At 64.6% G+C, this 18,284-nt stretch carries 14 protein-coding genes and 3 tRNA genes; 7 read left to right on the plus strand and 10 right to left on the minus strand.

Annotated elements, in window-relative coordinates:
* Window positions 1–95: 95 nt before the first annotated feature.
* From KDW55_RS15180 to tig, 6 genes are all read right to left on the minus strand, one after another.
* Window positions 96–172: transfer RNA gene (locus KDW55_RS15180), tRNA-Asp, on the minus strand.
* Between the two features lie 23 nt (window positions 173–195).
* Window positions 196–271, minus strand: a tRNA-Val gene (locus KDW55_RS15185).
* Between the two features lie 216 nt (window positions 272–487).
* A complete protein-coding gene (gene lon, locus KDW55_RS15190; protein WP_040144380.1) occupies window positions 488–2,911 on the minus strand; it encodes an endopeptidase La in 2,424 nt (807 codons plus the stop codon).
* A gap of 197 nt (window positions 2,912–3,108) precedes the next feature.
* Window positions 3,109–4,380 (minus strand): ATP-dependent Clp protease ATP-binding subunit ClpX, encoded by a 1,272-nt coding sequence (gene clpX, locus KDW55_RS15195; protein ID WP_006489345.1) that lies wholly within the window; start codon window positions 4,378–4,380, stop codon window positions 3,109–3,111.
* 164 nt (window positions 4,381–4,544) lie between these two features.
* Window positions 4,545–5,198 (minus strand): ATP-dependent Clp endopeptidase proteolytic subunit ClpP, encoded by a 654-nt coding sequence (gene clpP / locus KDW55_RS15200; protein ID WP_006496351.1) that lies wholly within the window; start codon window positions 5,196–5,198, stop codon window positions 4,545–4,547.
* A 140-nt stretch (window positions 5,199–5,338) separates the two neighbouring features.
* Entirely contained in the window at window positions 5,339–6,685 is a 1,347-nt protein-coding gene (gene tig, locus KDW55_RS15205) for a trigger factor (protein WP_040144381.1), read from the minus strand.
* Window positions 6,686–7,075: 390 nt separating this feature from the next.
* On the opposite strand from tig, the gene KDW55_RS15210 reads away from it, so the two are divergent.
* The 3 genes from KDW55_RS15210 (at window position 7,076) to KDW55_RS15220 (ending at window position 9,002) form a co-directional block, all read left to right on the plus strand.
* Window positions 7,076–8,221, plus strand: a complete 1,146-nt coding sequence (locus KDW55_RS15210; RefSeq protein ID WP_069241487.1) for a glycerate kinase — start codon at window positions 7,076–7,078, stop codon at window positions 8,219–8,221.
* A gap of 62 nt (window positions 8,222–8,283) precedes the next feature.
* A complete protein-coding gene (locus KDW55_RS15215) occupies window positions 8,284–8,733 on the plus strand; it encodes a MarR family transcriptional regulator (RefSeq protein WP_040144383.1) in 450 nt (149 codons plus the stop codon).
* 44 nt (window positions 8,734–8,777) lie between these two features.
* A complete protein-coding gene (locus KDW55_RS15220; RefSeq protein WP_156789023.1) occupies window positions 8,778–9,002 on the plus strand; it encodes a hypothetical protein in 225 nt (74 codons plus the stop codon).
* On the opposite strand, the gene KDW55_RS15225 is transcribed toward KDW55_RS15220, so the two are convergent.
* Window positions 8,975–9,973, minus strand: a complete 999-nt coding sequence (locus tag KDW55_RS15225; protein ID WP_069241969.1) for a 2-dehydropantoate 2-reductase — start codon at window positions 9,971–9,973, stop codon at window positions 8,975–8,977. The two genes, KDW55_RS15220 and KDW55_RS15225, sit on opposite strands and share 28 nt — an antisense overlap.
* A gap of 585 nt (window positions 9,974–10,558) precedes the next feature.
* On the opposite strand from KDW55_RS15225, the gene KDW55_RS15230 reads away from it, so the two are divergent.
* The 3 genes from KDW55_RS15230 to KDW55_RS15240 all read left to right on the plus strand — a co-directional run bounded on the left by KDW55_RS15230 (window position 10,559) and on the right by KDW55_RS15240 (window position 13,224).
* The gene (locus KDW55_RS15230) at window positions 10,559–10,789 is read left to right on the plus strand and encodes a hypothetical protein (RefSeq protein WP_040144385.1); all 231 of its coding nucleotides are present in this window, start codon (window positions 10,559–10,561) and stop codon (window positions 10,787–10,789) included.
* Window positions 10,790–10,959: 170 nt separating this feature from the next.
* A complete protein-coding gene (locus KDW55_RS15235) occupies window positions 10,960–11,247 on the plus strand; it encodes a hypothetical protein (RefSeq protein ID WP_040144386.1) in 288 nt (95 codons plus the stop codon).
* 756 nt (window positions 11,248–12,003) lie between these two features.
* Entirely contained in the window at window positions 12,004–13,224 is a 1,221-nt protein-coding gene (locus KDW55_RS15240) for an acyltransferase (protein ID WP_212197991.1), read from the plus strand.
* A gap of 1,047 nt (window positions 13,225–14,271) precedes the next feature.
* Here KDW55_RS15240 and KDW55_RS15245 read toward each other — a convergent pair.
* Window positions 14,272–14,358, minus strand: a tRNA-Leu gene (locus tag KDW55_RS15245).
* 233 nt (window positions 14,359–14,591) lie between these two features.
* Between KDW55_RS15245 and hpnD the strand changes: the two genes are divergently transcribed.
* Entirely contained in the window at window positions 14,592–15,425 is an 834-nt protein-coding gene (gene hpnD / locus KDW55_RS15250) for a presqualene diphosphate synthase HpnD (protein ID WP_040144431.1), read from the plus strand.
* A gap of 33 nt (window positions 15,426–15,458) precedes the next feature.
* Here the strand turns inward: hpnD and KDW55_RS15255 are convergent, their stop codons facing one another.
* Both KDW55_RS15255 and KDW55_RS15260 read right to left on the minus strand, forming a co-directional pair.
* A complete protein-coding gene (locus tag KDW55_RS15255) occupies window positions 15,459–16,682 on the minus strand; it encodes a DUF1501 domain-containing protein (RefSeq protein WP_069241490.1) in 1,224 nt (407 codons plus the stop codon).
* 67 nt (window positions 16,683–16,749) lie between these two features.
* A complete protein-coding gene (locus KDW55_RS15260) occupies window positions 16,750–18,267 on the minus strand; it encodes a DUF1800 domain-containing protein (RefSeq protein WP_212160203.1) in 1,518 nt (505 codons plus the stop codon).
* Between the last annotated feature and the right edge of the window lie 17 nt (window positions 18,268–18,284).

Raw genomic sequence — 18,284 nt, forward strand, 5'->3', positions numbered from 1 at the left:
GGCGGCTTCCTCCGCTCCGCGGTCACGCGCACGCAAGCGTGCGCCTCCGACGATACAAATGAAAAAGCCCGCACGAGGCGGGCTTCTTCATTTTTTGGCGGAGCGGACGGGACTCGAACCCGCGACCCCCGGCGTGACAGGCCGGTATTCTAACCGACTGAACTACCGCTCCTTGGTCTGGCTGAATCGTGAAACTGGTGGGTGCTGAGGGGTTCGAACCCCCGACCTACGCCTTGTAAGGGCGCCGCTCTACCAGCTGAGCTAAGCACCCGTTTCCGATTCGTTCTGGCTGCGATCTGCGTTTCGGCATCAACAACCAGCGAGCCCGCAAGTTTAATTCATCCCCGATCAATTTGCCAAGCCCGCACGCAAATTTTTTTATGCACCGACGAACGCGCGAGAACACCGAACGTCGATGCACATAAAAAAACCCGCGGCACGCACCGCGGGTTTTCGTCAACGACCGTCAACGACGGCGTTCAGGCTCTCAGTGTTTGACCACTTCGGTCGAGCCGGCATCCTTCGCCGCATCGCCAACCGGTGCCGCAGCCTTCGCCTCTTCTTCCGGCGGCAGCGGCGTCGGCGTACGTTCGAGCGCGAGCTCCAGAACCTTGTCGATCCAGCGGACCGGCACGATCTCGATCGCGTTCTTCACGTTGTCCGGAATGTCCGCGAGATCCTTCACGTTCTCTTCCGGGATCAGCACGAGCTTGATGCCGCCGCGATGCGCAGCCAGCAGCTTTTCCTTCAGCCCGCCGATCGGCAACACTTCGCCACGCAGCGTGATCTCGCCGGTCATCGCGACATCGGCACGCACGGGAATGCCCGTCAGCACCGACACCAGCGCGGTCGTCATCGCACCACCGGCGGACGGACCGTCCTTCGGCGTCGCACCTTCCGGCACGTGGATGTGGATGTCCTGCTTCTCGAACGCTTCGTCCTTGATGCCAAGACGCCGCGAACGCGAGCGCACGACCGAACGCGCAGCCTCTACCGACTCCTTCATCACGTCGCCGAGCGAACCCGTGCGAATCACGTTGCCCTTGCCCGGCATCACCGCGGCTTCGATCGTCAGCAGGTCGCCGCCGACTTCCGTCCATGCAAGGCCCGTCACTTGCCCGACCTGGTTCTCCTTCGCCGCAAGACCGAAATCGTACTTGCGCACGCCGAGGAACGTATCGAGGTTCTCGCCGTCGACCTTGATCGCGCCCGATGCCTTCTTCAGCAGCAGCATCTTCACGACCTTGCGGCAGATCTTCGACACTTCCCGCTCGAGCGAACGCACACCGGCTTCGCGCGTGTAGTAACGGATGATGTCGCGGATCGCCTGCTCGGTGACCTCGATCTCGCCGTCCTTCAGGCCGTTGTTCTTCTTCTGCTTCGGCAGCAGGTAACGCTGCGCGATGCTGACCTTCTCGTCTTCCGTATAGCCCGACAGACGAATCACTTCCATCCGGTCGAGCAGCGGCGGCGGGATGTTCAGCGAGTTCGACGTCGCGACGAACATCACGTCCGACAGGTCGAAGTCGACTTCGATGTAGTGGTCGGCGAACGTGTGGTTCTGTTCCGGATCGAGCACTTCGAGCAGCGCCGACGACGGATCGCCGCGGAAATCCATGCCCATCTTGTCGACTTCGTCGAGCAGGAAGAGCGGATTGCGCACACCAACCTTCGCGAGGCTCTGCAGGATCTTGCCCGGCATCGAACCGATGTACGTACGGCGGTGACCGCGGATCTCGGCTTCGTCACGCACGCCGCCGAGCGCCATCCGCACGAACTTGCGGTTCGTCGCGCGCGCGATCGACTGGCCGAGCGACGTCTTGCCGACGCCCGGAGGCCCGACGAGGCACAGGATCGGCGCCTTGACCTTGTCCACGCGCTGTTGCACCGCGAGGTATTCGAGAATGCGTTCCTTCACCTTCTCGAGGCCGAAGTGATCCTCGTCGAGCACCTGTTCGGCGTTCGACAGATCGTTGTTGACCTTGCTCTTCTTGCGCCACGGCAGGCCGATCAGCGTGTCGATGTAGTTGCGCACGACGGTCGCTTCCGCCGACATCGGCGACATCAGCTTCAGCTTCTTCAGCTCGGCATCGGCCTTTTTCTTCGCTTCCTTCGGCATGCGCGCGGCGTTGATGCGCTTCTCGAGTTCCTCGAGATCCGCACCTTCCTCGCCTTCGCCCAGTTCCTTCTGGATCGCCTTGACCTGTTCGTTCAGGTAGTACTCGCGCTGGCTCTTTTCCATCTGGCGCTTCACGCGCCCGCGGATGCGCTTTTCGACCTGCAGGATGTCGATCTCGGCTTCGAGCTGCGCGAGCAGGTGCTCGAGGCGCTCGATGACCGGGAACATCTCGAGGATGTGCTGCTTCTGGTCGAGCTTCAGCGGCAGACGCTCGGCGATCATGTCGGCGAGGCGGCCTGCCTCGTCGATACCCGACAGCGACGTGAGAATCTCCGGCGGGATCTTCTTGTTCAGCTTCACGTACTGGTCGAACTGCGACACGATCGCACGGCGCAGCGCTTCGGTTTCAGCGCTGTCGGCATGGTCGGGTTCGAGCGGCATCACTTCGCAGGAGAACTGCGTCTCCTGTTCTTCGATCGACAACGCCTTCGCGCGCTGCAGCCCCTCGACCAGCACCTTCACGGTGCCGTCCGGCAGCTTCAGCATCTGCAGAATGTTGGCGATACAACCGACCTCGTACATGTCCTTTTCGGTCGGTTCGTCCTTGGCCGCGGTTTTCTGGGCGACGAGCATGATGTGCTTGCCGCCTTCCATCGCTGCTTCGAGGGCCTTGATCGATTTCGGCCGGCCCACGAAGAGCGGAATCACCATGTGCGGGAAAACGACGACGTCCCGCAGCGGCAGCAGCGGGAGCGTGATGCGTTCCGGCGGGAGAAGTTGGGTGCCTGACATTTCATTTCCCCATGAGTGGAATCAATTGTTCGGTAATTGAGGCCGCCACAACGAATTGCAAGCCTTCAAGTGCGGGAAATATTCGGTAAGAAAGTAACCACCGCGTGTCGAGTCAGAGTTACCCACAAGATAAACGAAAAAAAGCCGCCCACGGACTCATGAACGGCCTTTTTCGCAGAACATCGTCGGCAAGCCGGTCAGTTCGAACCCGCCACCTTCGGCGTGTCCTCGTAGATCAACAACGGTTTGCCGTCGCCATCGATGACGTTCTCGTCGATGATGACCTTGCTGACCCCTTTCATCGTCGGCAGTTCGTACATCACGTCGAGCAACGCCTGTTCGATGATCGAACGCAAACCGCGCGCGCCGGTCTTGCGGCGGATCGCCTTGCGTGCGACTGCCTGCAGCGCGCCCGGCCGGATTTCCAGCTCGACGCGCTCCATCGCGAACAGCTTGTGATATTGCTTGACGAGCGCATTCTTCGGCTCGACGAGGATCTTCATCAGCGCGGCTTCATCGAGCTTGCCGAGCGTCGCGACCACCGGCAGGCGGCCGATCAATTCGGGGATCAGACCGAATTTGATCAGGTCTTCCGGTTCCGTTTCGCGCAGCACTTCGCCCGCGTCGCGCTCCTGCTTGCTCTTGACCGTCGCGCCGAAGCCGATGCCCGTCTTTTCCGTACGATCGGTGATTACTTTCTCGAGGCCGTCGAACGCGCCGCCGCAGATGAACAGGATGTTGGTCGTGTCGACCTGGATGAAGTCCTGGTTCGGGTGCTTGCGGCCGCCCTGCGGCGGCACCGACGCCATCGTGCCTTCGACGAGCTTCAGCAGCGCCTGCTGGACGCCCTCGCCCGACACGTCGCGCGTGATCGACGGGTTGTCGGACTTGCGGCTGATCTTGTCGATTTCGTCGATGTAGACGATCCCGCGCTGGGCCTTGTCGACCTCGTAGTTGCAGTTCTGCAACAGCTTCTGGATGATGTTCTCGACGTCTTCGCCGACATAGCCGGCTTCGGTCAGCGTCGTCGCGTCGGCGATCACGAACGGCACGTTGAGCAACCGCGCGAGCGTCTGCGCGAGCAGCGTCTTGCCGGAGCCCGTCGGGCCGATCAGCAGGATGTTGCTCTTCGACAGCTCGACGTCGTCCTTCTTGTCGAGATGCTTCAGGCGCTTGTAGTGGTTGTACACGGCCACCGCGAGGATTTTCTTCGCGCGCTCCTGGCCGATCACGTACTGATCGAGGATGTCGCGAATTTCCTGCGGGCTCGGCAGATCGGACCGGGACAGGCTGGCCTCGACGCCGGCGGCAGCCGCCTCGTCGCGAATGATCTCGTTGCAGAGATCGATGCACTCATCGCAGATGAACACCGACGGGCCTGCGATGAGTTTCTTCACCTCATGCTGGCTCTTCCCGCAAAACGAGCAATACAACAGCTTCTCGCTGTTCGAACCTTTTTTGTCCGCCATGAATGTAGAGCCTCCGGACAGGTAAATGACATGATACGCCGATTGCTCCGAACGCCGCGCCTAGGGCGCGACCGGAGCCGGCTGGATGCGCTTGCCGCAGATGCTCAGGGCACTCGGGACATTGCCGGGGCACCGCGCAAATCGGGGCGGCACCCCACTTAAGCTCACGGGCGCTTCAGCAGCACCTGGTCGATCAGCCCGTACGCCTTCGCGTCCTCGCTCGACATGAAGTTATCACGGTCGGTGTCGCGCGCGATGCGCTCGACGTCCTGGCCCGTGTGCTGCGCGAGCAGGTTGTTCAACCGTTCCTTCAGGTAAAGGATTTCGCGCGCCTGGATCTCGATGTCGGACGCCTGGCCGCGTGCGCCGCCGAGCGGCTGGTGAATCATCACGCGCGAGTTCGGCAGAGCAAAACGCTTGCCTTTCGCGCCCGATGCGAGCAGGAACGCGCCCATGCTGGCCGCGAGACCCATGCAGAGCGTCGACACATCCGGCTTGATGAACTGCATCGTGTCGTAAATCGCCATGCCCGCCGACACCGAGCCGCCAGGGCTGTTGATGTAGAGGCTGATGTCCTTGTCGGGATTCTCGCTCTCGAGGAACAGCAATTGCGCGACCACGAGATTGGCGGTCTGGTCGTTCACTTCGCCGACCATGAACACCAGGCGCTCCTTCAGGAGACGCGAATAGATATCGTACGAACGCTCGCCGCGGCCGCTCGTTTCGACGACGATCGGCACCAGCCCCAGCGCTTGCGCCTCGAAACCCTGCGGCGCGTTCGAAGCAAGCATGTCCAGCAATTCAGCGCGAGTGATCATTCAATGAACCTTGTTCGAATGGAAAATTGAACGGAGGGAAGCCGCCCGCTCAATCGCCATATTAATGGCAACCGTGCGCTTGACGTAAAAACGGCGTGCGGGCCGTCGCTCCGACAGCCGGCACGCCGCTAGAGCGACACTTACGCTTGCGCCGATGCGCTCGCGAGTGCCTCGAAGCTCACTTCCTTGTCCGTCACCTTTGCCTTGCCCAGCACGAAGTCGACGACGTTGCTTTCAACGACGAACGCTTCCATCTCGGCGAGGCGCTGCTGGTTCGAATAATACCAGCGGACCACTTCCTTCGGGTCTTCGTAGCTCTTCGCGAACTCGTCGACTTCCGCGCGGATCTGCTCCGGCTTCGCTTCGAGACCGTTCGCCTTCACGAGTTCGGCCAGCACGAGGCCCAGCTTCACGCGACGTTCGGCCTGCTCGGCGAACATTTCGGCCGGGATCGGTGCGTCCTTCGCGTTCGGCACGCCGCGCTGCGCCAGATCCTGGCGAGCCATTTCGACGAGGCGTTGCTGATCCTGCTCGATCAGCGCCTTCGGCACGTCGAGTTCGGAAATCTTCAGCAGTGCGTCCATCACCTGGTTCTTGACGATCGCCTGCGTGCGACGCTTCGCTTCGCGCTCGAGGTTTTCCTTGATTTCGGCGCGCATCTTCGTCAGATCGCCGTCTTCGATGCCGAGCGACTTCGCGAATTCGGCGTCGATTTCCGGCAGGTGCGGCCACTCGATCTTCTTCATCGTGACCGTGAACTGCGCCGTCTTGCCGGCCACGTCCTTGCCGTGATAATCGTCCGGGAACTTCAGGTCGAACGTGCGCGATTCACCGGCCTTCAGGCCGAGCGCCGCCGTTTCGAATTCCGGCAGCATGCGGCCTTCGCCGAGCACGAACGGGAAGTCTTCGGCGGTGCCGCCCTGGAACGCGACGTCGTCGATCTTGCCGACGAAGTCCACCGTCACGCGGTCGCCGTTCTTCGCCGCGGTGTCCGCGCCGCCGTCGCCGTGCTCGCCGGCTTCGCCGCGTGCGTGGTAGTGCACGCGCTGCTTGCGCAGGATGTCCAGCGTGCGGTCGATTTCAGCATCGCCGATCGTCGTCGTCGAGCGCTCGACTTCAGCCGTCGCCAGATCGCCGATCTTCACTTCCGGGTAGACCTCGAACGTCGCGTTGAATGCGTATGCATCGTCAGCTTGCTCCTGCTTCGGCTCAAAGCTCGGCTGACCGGCGACGCGCAGGTTTTCCGCGCGGCTGATCGTGAAGAATTCCTGGCCGATCTTGTCGCTCAGCACTTCCGCTTCGACCTGACCCGCGTATTGCTGGGCAACCATCTTCAGCGGCACCTTGCCCGGGCGGAAACCCGGCATGCGAACGTTCTTCGCGAGTTTCTGGATACGGGCGTCGATTTCCTTCTGCACGGTGTCTTTCGGCAGGGAAATCGTCACGCGGCGTTCAAGCTTGCCGAGGTTCTCAACAACGTTAGCCATGGCTTCAATCGTCCTAAAATTATTCGAGCGAATCGGGTTTTCCTTGCCGTGCCTGCCTGCGGCGTGAAGTGACGGTCACGTTCACACGCCGCGCCGGAGCGCCACGCCATCCCTGCACGCGCCGGATGGCTAGCGCAAGCGGCTCGGAGCACGGCTTTGGCCGGAAGAATCGACTATTCTAGCAAACAATTTTCCTCGTACCGCCAGATCGGCTCGACGTACGCACATACCCGCCTTACCGCCCGGCCCCTTTTAGCGACCACGCGCGCGGATCGCCGCTATGCCGCACACCGTATCCTCCGCGGCCCCGTCATCCTGTAAGCTCCAAATGACGGTGCGCCGCGCGCGCGGCGCACATTGCCCACACCAATCACGCCTTCCGGAGACACCATGCCGCACCATCCGTCCGCGCCTGTCGTCGTCATCGCGCCCGATTCGTTCAAAGGCTCGCTTTCCGCCGAGCAGGTCGCGGACGCGATCGCCACCGGCATCCGCCGCGCCCGCCCCGACGCGATCGTGCGCTGCTGCCCGATGGCCGACGGCGGCGAAGGTACGCTCGACGCGATGCTGGCCGGCGGCGGCACGCGGCGCACGCTGCGCGTCGCCGGCGCATCGCTCGCGGCGCGCGACGCGGCGGTCGGTGTGATCGACGCGCGCAGTGCGATCGTCGAGACGGCCGAGATCGTCGGGATCACGGATCCGATCGGCATGAGCGTGCCGGTCGATGCGCGCAGCACGCGCGGGATGGGCGAGGCGATCCGCATGCTGCTCGACGAAGGCGTGCGCCGCTTCTTCGTCGCGCTCGGCGGCAGCAGCACCAACGACGCGGGCGCGGGCCTGCTCGCCGGTCTGGGCTTGCGGTGCTTCGACACGGCCGGGAAGCCGATCGAACCGGTGCCCGCGCGGCTCGCCGATATCGCACGAGTCGACGTGTCGGCGCTCGATCCGCGCCTGAAGGACGCGGAATTCATCGGCATGTCCGACGTCGACAATCCGCTGACCGGATCGCACGGCGCGACCGCGGTGTTCGGCCCGCAAAAGGGTGTGACGCCGGCGCAGGTCGCGACGCTCGACGCTGCGCTCGGCCGCTTCGCCGACCTGCTCGAGGCCGCGCTCGACCGGCGCGGCCGCGATTTGCCAGGCGCAGGTGCCGCGGGGGGGCTAGGATTCGCGCTCCACATGCTGGGCGCGCAGTTCGAGGCCGGTGCGGAGGTCGTCGCGCGGCAGGTCGGGCTCGATGCGGCGCTCGCGGGCGCCGATTGGCTGATCACCGGCGAAGGCCGCTCGGATGTGCAGACGCTGCACGGCAAGGCACCGTTCATCGCATGCCGCCACGCGCGGGCAGCGGGCGTGCCGGCGTCGCTGCTGTCGGGCGCGGTCGACCCGGCCGCGCTGCCGCGCCTGACCGAACATTTTTCCGGCTGCTTTTCGCCGGCGCCGGGGCCGATCACGCTCGACGTCGCGATCCGCGACGCCGCGAATCTCCTTGCGAACGAAGCGGAACAGTTGACACGGCTGAAGTACGGCGCACACTGACCGTTGACCCGAGCGCGCGATACAGGAACAATCGGGCCCGCCCTTTTTCTTCAGGATTCGACATGAAAGGCCGTCAAGCCGGGCTCGATCAGTTTCTGACCTATCGCCTCCATGCGCTCACGAAGCGATCCGACCGCGGGATCGCTGATGTCTATCGGCGCAAGCTCGACATTTCGCTGCCCGAGGCGCGCGTGATCGCCGCCGTCGGCGCGTTCGGGCCGTTTTCGATCATGGATCTCGCACGCCACACCAACCTCGACAAGAGCCAGGCGAGCCGCGCGGCCGAGGCGCTGCTGCGCCAGGGGCTGCTCGAGCGCAGCGCCAGCGACGAAGACGGCCGAATCGTGCTGATCGCGCTGACCGCCGACGGCCGTGCGCTGCATCGCAAGATCATGCCGATCGTGCGCAAATGGAATGAAGGCTTGCTCGCGTGTCTGTCCGACAGCGAGCGCCAGACGTTCGAGCGGCTGCTCGACAAGGTGGTCGCGCACGCGGTCGAACGCGACGAGTGACGCGGCGCACGGCGCGCGGTTCATGCCGCGACCGCGTCGCACCGGTGTGGAACCACCCGCCGCAAACGTTTTACGCACTGTCGTGCGACTCGGCTACTTTCTTTTTATTCAGACGAATCCTGCAGATCACCGGCATCGGACGCCAGCATGACGGCGCGAGCGCGGCGATCTTCCACCGCAGCGCACGCAACGAATCCCTGCCCGCCGTTCAGGCGATTTCCGCTGCTGCGCCGCGCTTCCACTATAGCCCGCTGTTCGCCGCACGCTGACGCAATAGCCCCAGCACCGCATCGCAGTACGGTGTCGGCACGTCGAGCTTGCGCCCGAGTTCCGGAAACACGCCGAGGATCGGCCCGATCTCGAGGGCTCGGCCGGCTTCGAAATCCTGCAGCATCGACGTCTTGAACGCGCCGAGCTTGCGCGTGACCGCGATTCGCTCGGGGCCGCTCATGCCCGTATCGAGGCCGAGTTTCGCGCCGATCGCTGCGGCCTCTTCCATCATCCGCAGCGCGAGCGCCTGCGTGAATGGATCGTCGAGCAGTTGTTCGGCCGTCGACCCCGTCAAAGCGCTGAGCGGATTCATGTTCATGTTGCCCCAGAGCTTGGCCCAGATCTCGGTGCGAATCGCCGACGTGGATTCGACGTCGAAGCCGCCTGCGGCGAGCGCCGTCGCGAACCGCGCGGCCGGCGCGTCGAGCCGCGCAGCGGGCGCGCCCACGATCAGCCGGTTGCCGCGGCCCCGCCGCACGACGCCCGGCGCATCGGTGCTCGACGACAGATGCACGACGCAGCCGATCGCCTGCGCGGGCGGCAACGCCGCCGAAACCGCGCCACCCGGATCGACCGCGTCCAGCGGCACACCGTCGACCGGGCCGGCGAGCCCGTGCGTGAACCACCACGGCAGCCCGTTCATCGCGGCGACGATCACCGTGTCGGGGCCAACCAGCGGCGCAATACGCGCGGCCAACGCCGGCAGTGCGTGCGCTTTCAGCGCAATCACGACGTAGTCCTGCACGCCGAGCGCGCGCGCGTCGTCGGTCGCGCGCACCGGAACGGATGACACGGTCCCTGCCTCGTCGATTACGCGCACACCGTGCGCGTTCAGTGCGTCGAGCGTCGCGCCGCGTGCGTACGCGCTCACCGCCATGCCAGCCCGCGACAGCGCGGACGCCAGCAATCCGCCGATCGCGCCGACACCGACCACCGCCGCGCGCACCGACCCTGAATTCGTGTCGTTCATGATGAAAATCCGTCCACCGGGAGATGACGAGCATAGCGCCCAATGGTTGCGGATACAACTATTCATCGACGTGCGGCACGCGCATATGCACGGCGTTTCTGCCACGCTGCCGTACGACCGATTCAGCGTGACATACCGCTCGCCTTTGCCGGTTCGTCGCGAGTCGCGGCACCCGGCGCGGCCGCGGACAGCCTGGGCGGCGCGATCGATCGGCGGCGCGGCCGCCCGATGCGGGATCACTTCTTCGAAACGGCTCGCGTCGACGTCGCTGAATCGGCGATTCAGGGCCCGCCGGTAAATCGACATGAACGTGAGCGCGCACGCGCACATCAGTTGCCCGAGCCCGTATTTCACACACCGGGCCCGAAGCCGTGCGTCGACGCCCGGCTCGCTGACCAACCAGCTCACCGCGCGGCCGCGCGCGCCGAGCAGCGCGCGATTCGCGAGCGGACCGCGATCGCACACGCGCTTCCAGTCGCTGAAGAACGCGTGCGGCAGCCGGTACGGGACGCCGCGGCTCTTGCGCGATTCGTGCGGATGGGGTCTCCTGTGCCTTTACATACGTCAGGCTTTGCCCCTCCTCAGATGAACTCGTCTCAGCGCGATCCCGACACCAACGACAAAGCGCGCCGCCAGCCGTCCAGGCTGGCACTGAATATCGCGGCCGTGCTGGTCGGCCTCATCACGTTCGCGATCGGCGCGGGGTGGTTGATCTACAGTTGGATCGTCGATCGCGAAGCGCAGTACTTCGCGATACCGCTGGTGTTCTCGGTACCGGTGATCGTGGCGGTCGCGGTGCGGAGTTTCTGGGATTAGGCGAGCCGGAAACGACGAAGCGCCTCGGTCGGGCAACGCACGGCGCTTCGTATCGTGTTTGTTGCAAGCGCCGCGCCGCGCTTTGCTTGCGGGGGCATCACAGACCAGGAGGGGGGCACGGATTGGGGGCTGCCCCTTGATAACCGCCAGCGACGCCAGCCAGCGCGGCGGTGGCCAACGACGTGCCGACCGCTTTCAACACGCTCTCGGCCGACAACGGCTCGCCGCTCGATATCATGCGTCCTGAATACGCCGAGCATATGGACGACGAGGCAACCGTCTTCGCTGGGCTGGCACTCCAGGCGATATTGTCGGCAGGTGTACTAGCGAAGGCCGGCGCGGCCAGCAGCGGCGCCAGCATGATTGGAATGCGTGCGATGTGCTTCATCGGCAGATCCTCGGTGCGGTTATGCTTCTTTGTTGTAGGCAAAGTGAACACGATTATTACACGCGGCTGATTTTTCAGGCGCCCCCCGGAAGCGTGACAAGAAAACCCGTATCAATAAAAAGTAAAAGGCGCTGCGATCAGCCGACAGGCAGCGCTTTTTCGCCAATGCCCGGCGACACGGGCGCGCTCGACTTCTGGTGACGCGATGAGTCGCGCACCGGGCACCGGAAATAGTTCTCGCTCGAGCAGCTTCATCGCCGGGGCAGCGTGTCGCTCGCTCACCGCGCCCTTCTTTTGCTTATACAACTTCCGTGCGAAAGGCTCCACCGAGTTCGAGCAGTCCAGGCTGCGCCGAGTCTTCGCGCGCCTCCATTCAAGCGATGAGTGGAGGCCGGCGCGCAATTTGTCATTACTCTATCACTGGCCTTCCAGCGGCCAACAAGGTCACCGTCGGATAGAACCAGGCGGCCATCCGATTCTCCTGCTCATCAATGCGATACATCACCTGCCAGTACTTCGAGTCGTTGGGCATACCCACAAGATATATGCCGTTGCCGGCGGCCCGCTTGTAGGACTTTCGCGGGACTTGGCCGCTCGGACAGCGACATCGCGGGCATTTGAGCGCGGAGGCATTTGGATCCCCCTGATCGGGAAAATTGCCCCCCCCTGCGATGCCGCCGGGTTACCCGGGTCAGAACAGGGAACGTCGGGCACGGCTGACACCAAAGAGTCCGGCAAGTGTTCGACTCACCGGGCTTTGGGGCCAAACATTGAATGCTTGGGGACATATGTGGCGCGTGAGGCCGGACTCGAATCAATGCGCAGTATGGTACGTCTGCAGGCGCGCGACGAATATTTGAGAGAACGCACGCGCCTCTCGCAGTCACCCCGTGATGTAACATCCTGCCTGATCATAAAATCTGAGGACAGCATGAAAGGGCCGAATACCCGGCTGGAATACCTTGACGCGCTACGCGGCTGGGCAGCATTCGCGGTTATCGTGACGCATGTGGGCAGCCAGATGGGCGGCGACATTAACCTGCTGACGATGGACGGCGCGCGCGGCGTGCAACTGTTCTTCATGCTCAGTGCCTTCACCCTGTTCCACACACACAACCGTCTCCATGCCAGCGAGCGGGCCGCCAGCTTTTTCATCCGGCGGTTCTTCCGGATCGCGCCAATGTTCTATGCGATTGTGGCGCTCCTCGTCGTCTTTCCGCTCGTGCCGCGTCAGCATGTGACGGACGGCCATGCGCTCGCGCTCCTGACTTTTACGCACGGGTTCTTTCCGTCCTACATCGGCAGCTTCATGGACGTCGAATGGTCGCTTTCGCACGAGATGGTGTTCTACGCCTTCGTGCCGCTGCTGTTCCTCGCGATCCGCAGTCTACCGGTGGCGCTCGTCTGGATTGTGGGCGCACTTCTTGTCGGCGGCTACGCGACGGACGGACTTGTGGCACACCCAAGCCTGTTTGCGAGCAACGTCGGCTTTCCCTTCTTCTGGTTCCCCAACCAGTTTGCGGCGTTCTTCTTCGGCATCGCGCTCTATTTCACTGCGAGAAAGCCGATCGGCCGAGAATGGGGCTTGCCGCTGCTGATCGTTGCCGTCTGGTTCGGTTGGGCACTGCACGTCGGTGGCGATATCTACACCTTCCCGCGCCACCAGCTCTGGAACGTCGCATTCTTTGCGCTCGTTCTGGCATTGCATGCGCGTCCGTTCGGGCTGCTCGTGAACCGGGCGACGGTGCATTTCGGCAAGGTAAGCTATAGCGTGTATCTGCTGCATCTGCCCGTCCTGTTCTCGGTCGAGCATTTCACGATGCATCAGGGAATGGACAGGCCCGTGACCGCAGTCGTCAATCTCGTTCTGACGACTGCGATCGTCTGGCCACTGGCGACGCTGACTTACCGCGCCGTCGAGTTGCCAGGCATTGAACTCGGCAAGAGGATCATCGCGCGGCTGTTCGGTCGCGCTTCGACCCCTCGACCTCAGTCTGAAGGACTTGAACCGCTTTCGAGGGAATCGCGTTCGTCTCAGCATAGTTGACGCGCAGCCTCTCAAGATCGCTTTTGTCGATGCCGCCGAATTCGACACCCGCTCCGGTGACGGCCGCATCCACGTCGCGAGCGATGACGCCCAGTACCGCTTTTTGTCGCCATGCTCGCAGTGGTAGGCCTGCGGCGCTCCCGGCATGAAGATCGGGAGCGTCGACGGCAGCGGCTTGAAGCCCTCCTTTTGCCTGCGATCGGATGTCTGGATCATGCCGTGTGCGGCCCATGTCGCCGACCAGCGCGGCCCCGTATTCCCGAGCACATACGCGTGTCGAATTTGGGCGCCAAGGCGTTGTTCATCTGGATCAACCCGACGCCCGTACCGGCGATCCAGACGTGACTACTGCTGTCGAATGCGACGTTGTGAAGTGGGCCGTCGTTGTCTTGCGCAGTCAGCCAAACGCGGTTCGGGATAGCCGTTCAGGCGGCCGACGAAAGCGGCGTGACGCCCGTGAAATGGATGCCGACCGCATGGGTGGCTGCGCGCCGCGCACCGTAGGCGAATTGCTCCTTTCGCAGTAGCACGTTCCGGCGGTCTGCGGCGAATCCGCGCAATCGGGCATCACGCCATTCCGCGAGATCGGGAGTCGTCACATGGACTAGTGTCTTGTCGGCCAGGCTGGGAAGCGGCCGATGAAACCACGCAGCCGCATCGATCCGGGCATGCGCCGCGTTTCGCCGGGACTATCTCACCGGTGTAGCGACCGAAGATGGCTCGGAAGGTGTAGCCGTTGTGCGGCCCGCTCGCACAATTCACGCTCGGGCGCCGCCGCTCATGCCGTGGCTCGCGCTGCGTTCGAAAGGTCTGTTGATCGCGAGCCGTTGGCTGGCCGAATCGGGCTTAACCGAAATCGCGCACGCCAACCGTCTTTGCAAGAAGTAGTGGAGGCACCGGGGCAGTGCGTTGAGGGATCTTGCATACTCGACCGCCCGACTATCACCCGAGAGCGTGATTCGTGCTGTACCTCCGTACAGCGGCGCGAGCGCTAATCCGTTGATTTACCGAGCATCGACATATGCTGTCGAACCCGTTCAAAGCTGATGGTGCGTGAGGCCGGACTCGAACCGGCACACCCTTGCGGGCGTCAGGACCTAAACCTGGTGCGTCTACCAATTTCGCCACTCACGCGATTTCCGTCACCCGACCGCGCGGCACGCAAGATGCGCTCTCCACGCGCCCGCGGCGCCATGCCGATACGAAACCGGCATGCCCGATCAGGCGAGCGCGAGATTCTACCCGATCTCCGCCGCATTGTCTCGTCCCGCCGGCACGCGCGAAAGCGCGGTGCTAGAATGCCGCGCTCAACGTGCCGGCTACGCGCCCGCCCGCGTCCCCCGAACCCGTCCGCGACGATCCCATCCGTGAACTTCGACGACTACTGTCAGCAAAAGGCCGCCCCCGCCGGCTCAAGCGCCTACTACGCGCTGCGCCAGGCGCCGCTCGCGACGCAGGCGCGCGTCACCGCGCTATTCGCGCTGCGTCGCGAACTCGAGGAAACCGTCAAGGAAACCAGCGATCCGACCGTCGGACACACGAAGCTCGCGTGGTGGCACAAGGAACTCGCGGCGCTCGCCGCCGGCGAACCATCGCACCCCGTTACGAAGGCGCTGGCGCACCACCATCCGGCGATCGCCACCGAAGCCGACGCGCTGCGCACGCTCGTCAACGGTTACGGAATGGACCTCGAACAGGCGCGCTATCTGGATTTTGCGAACCTGCAGCGCTACATCGCGCAGGTCGGCGGCACGTTCGCGTCGCTCGTCGCGCGCGCGAGCGCCGCGAATCCGGCAGAGCCGCAACCGTGGGCAGCGAACGCCGGCCACGCGCTGATGCTCGCGCAGTTCGTGCAAGAGCTCGGCAACGATGCGCGCCACGGCCGCATCTATCTGCCGATCGACGAACTGCAGCGCTACAACGTGACCGCTGCCGACCTGCTGAACCGTCGCTACAGCCCCGCCTTCACCGAGCTGCTGCGGTTTCAGACCGCACGCGCCCGTGACGCGCTCGCGGCCGCCGACGCGGCGATTCCCGCATCGGAACGCCGCGCACAGCGCACGCTGCGCGCGCAGATCGCACTAGCCCGCGCACTGCTCGACGAAATCGAGCGCGACGGCTATCAGGTGCTGCATCAACGCATCGCGTTGACGCCGATCCGCAAGCTGTGGATCGCGTGGCGCGCCGCGCGCCGCCGCTGATCGGCAGCGCAGCGCAGCGCGACGCCCCGCCCGTCACGCCCGGAGCAACGGCAGCGTATCGAAGCGCTGCTGCAGCACGCGCGTCGCATCGAGCCCCCACCACGGCCCAAGCACGGTCGCATAGAGCTGCCGAAAATCGACTGCGACCGGCAGGTTGCCATTGCCGTCGACACGCGCGAGCGCGGGCGGTGCGCCGTACAGCCCGCCCGCGACGCGCCCGCCCATCACGAAATGCGGCGCGGCGGTGCCATGATCGGTACCGTTGCTCTGGTTCTCGCGCACGCGCCGCCCGAATTCCGCATACGTCATCACGAGCGTCTGGTTCCAGCGTCCGAGCTCGATCAACGCGCCGCGCATCGCGCTCATCCCTTCTGCAAACTGCTTGAGCAGCGCGGCGTGCTGCCCCGGCTGATTCTGGTGCGTGTCGAATCCGTTGAGGGTAAGCCGCAGCACGGCGACGCCATCCTGCGCGCCCGGTCCGGACGCTTCGCAGGCCGCCAGCACCTGCATCGCGGTCTTCACCGACGTACCGAACGTGCCCGCTGGAAAGGCCGTCCTGAACTCGCGCATCCCGCCGCGCGGGCGCAGCCGGTCGGCCGCCTTCACGATGTCGTTCTCGACGTCGATGATGTGCGCAAGCGCCGGATTCTGCTCGCGCAGCGACGAAGGTTCGGCCAGCCGGGCCGCACGGATGAACTGCGCGGGATTGACGAGCGCGATCGCGCGTGCGCCGTTCGCGAGCGGCCCCATCTCGGCGCTGCCGAGCACGACGCCGTCCGCGGCGAAACCGGGCGGCACGGGCGCCTGCGCGAACGTGCGCGTGAGCCAGCCCTCGTGCAGGTACTGATCGGCGCGCGAAGCGGTATCCCAGATCTCGATCGAACGGAAATGCGACAAGTTCGGCTGCGGATAGCCGACGCCCTGCACGATCGCGACCTGGGCGTCGCGCCACAGCGGCATCAACGGCGCCAGCGCCGGGTGCAGCCCCGTCTGCGCATCGAGCTGCAGCACCTGGTCGCGCTTCACGCCGATGCTGCGCCGGACCTCGTAGTAAAGCGGATCCGCATATGGCACGACCGTGTTGAGACCGTCATTGCCGCCCTTCAGCTCGACGAGGATCAGCACGTTCGCGTACCCGGCTGCCGGTTGCCGCCCAGTCACGTCCGTCACGGCCGCCGCTCGCGCGGGCGGCTGCCACAACGATACGCCGGCCGCGGCGGCAGCGCCCGTCAGCGTCAGAAAATCACGTCGGTTCATCGTGCATCCTTCGGTTCGCCATGCGCGAGCGTCGCTGCTGCAACGCGACGGTCGATCGTCGTTTCCGTCATTTCAGTTGATAGGCCGGATCCATCAGCAACGCCTCCAGATACGCACTGCCGGTCGAATCCGTATCGATCGCCGCGACCGGCGACACCGGCAGCACCGCGTGCTGAAGCTGCAGCTCGGTCGACAGCCCTGCAATCGCCTGCGGTCGCGCGCGATACTGCGCGAGCCAGCGCTCGAGGTCGAACCGCAAGCCGCCGCGGGGGGGCCTGGTTGGCGCAGCCTGCATACCGACGACCGGAGCAGTATCCGCCACCGGTACCGGCGTCACGTGCGGCCGCGCATTCGGTGCATGCGGCGCACTGGACGCGATCGCATGCGCGGGTGCCCGCATGCCGACCGTCTCGGTCGCGCGAAACAATTGTTCGACGAACTGCTTGCGCGCGAGCAGCGTGGTGCTGTTGATCCACATCGCGCCGCCAGGCCAGCCCTTCACGTTCGGCGGATAGAAAAGGTTCTGCCCGAGCGTGCGCACGGTGTTTGCAAGCATCTGCGGATCGCCGTACGCGACGTCGAAGAGCCGCACCGATCCGACGACGAACTCCACCGGCGACTTGACGAGCACGCCGCGGTTGCGCGGATCCCAGAATGCGTCGGTCGACCACAGTGCGGCGAGCGCCGCGCGAATGTCGTAGCCGCTCGTGCGAAACCGTTCGGCCACGCCGTCGAGCACGTCGGCATCGGGCGTATCGGACACGAACTCGCGCCACAGCTTGCCGGCGATGAAGCGCGCGGTGCCGGGCTGCTTCAACAGGATGTCGAGGAATGCGTCGCCGTCGAACGCGCCGATCTCGCCGAGTATCGTCTTGTCACCCGCGTCGTGCCATTCGGGCCGCACCGTGAAACGAAGCGTGTCGGGATCCACGCTCCAGCCGGTCATCGCGCGCGCGGCTTCGGTCACGTCGTGCTGCGTGTAATGCCCTTCGCCGAGCGTGAACAGCTCCATCACTTCGCGCGCGAAATTCTCGTTGGGCCGCCCCTTGCGGTTGCTCGCGCCGTCGAGATACTGAAGCATCGCCGGATCTTTCGCGACCGCATGCAGCAGCGTGCCGAAGTTGCCGAGCGCCTCGCGGCGAAACAGCGCATGCTGCGCGGCCATCGTCTGCGGATACGGGACCTTGTCTTGCCCGGACGTGAAATGCCCGTGCCAGAACAGCGTCATGCGTTCGGTAAGCGGCGAAGGCGTCGCGATCATTTCGTTGACCCACGCCGCGCGCAACGCATCGTAGCGGCGATTGCGTTCGCGCTGCTCGTCGCGCCGCATGTCGGGCGTCATTGCCTGCCGCTGCGCACGGGTGGGCGGCAGCTCCGCGACCCAGTCGGGCCAGGTCGTCACGGGCTCGCGACGGACGTCGCCGAGCACGTCGGCCACGGCCTGCGCACGCGTGATGCCGACGATGCGTGCGACGTCGGCCGGTGCGGGAGTGAAGCCGGTACGGCTCAGGAAGAACAACGCATCGTCGGCGTCGAGCGGCGTCTGCATCGCGCGCGATGCCGCGGCGGCGGCGTTCGCTTTCATCGTCGTGGGCTCCCGGA

Origin of the sequence: Burkholderia sp. AU19243 (assembly GCF_018148075.1) — a bacterium.
GTDB classification, from domain to species: Bacteria; Pseudomonadota; Gammaproteobacteria; order Burkholderiales; family Burkholderiaceae; genus Burkholderia; species Burkholderia latens_A.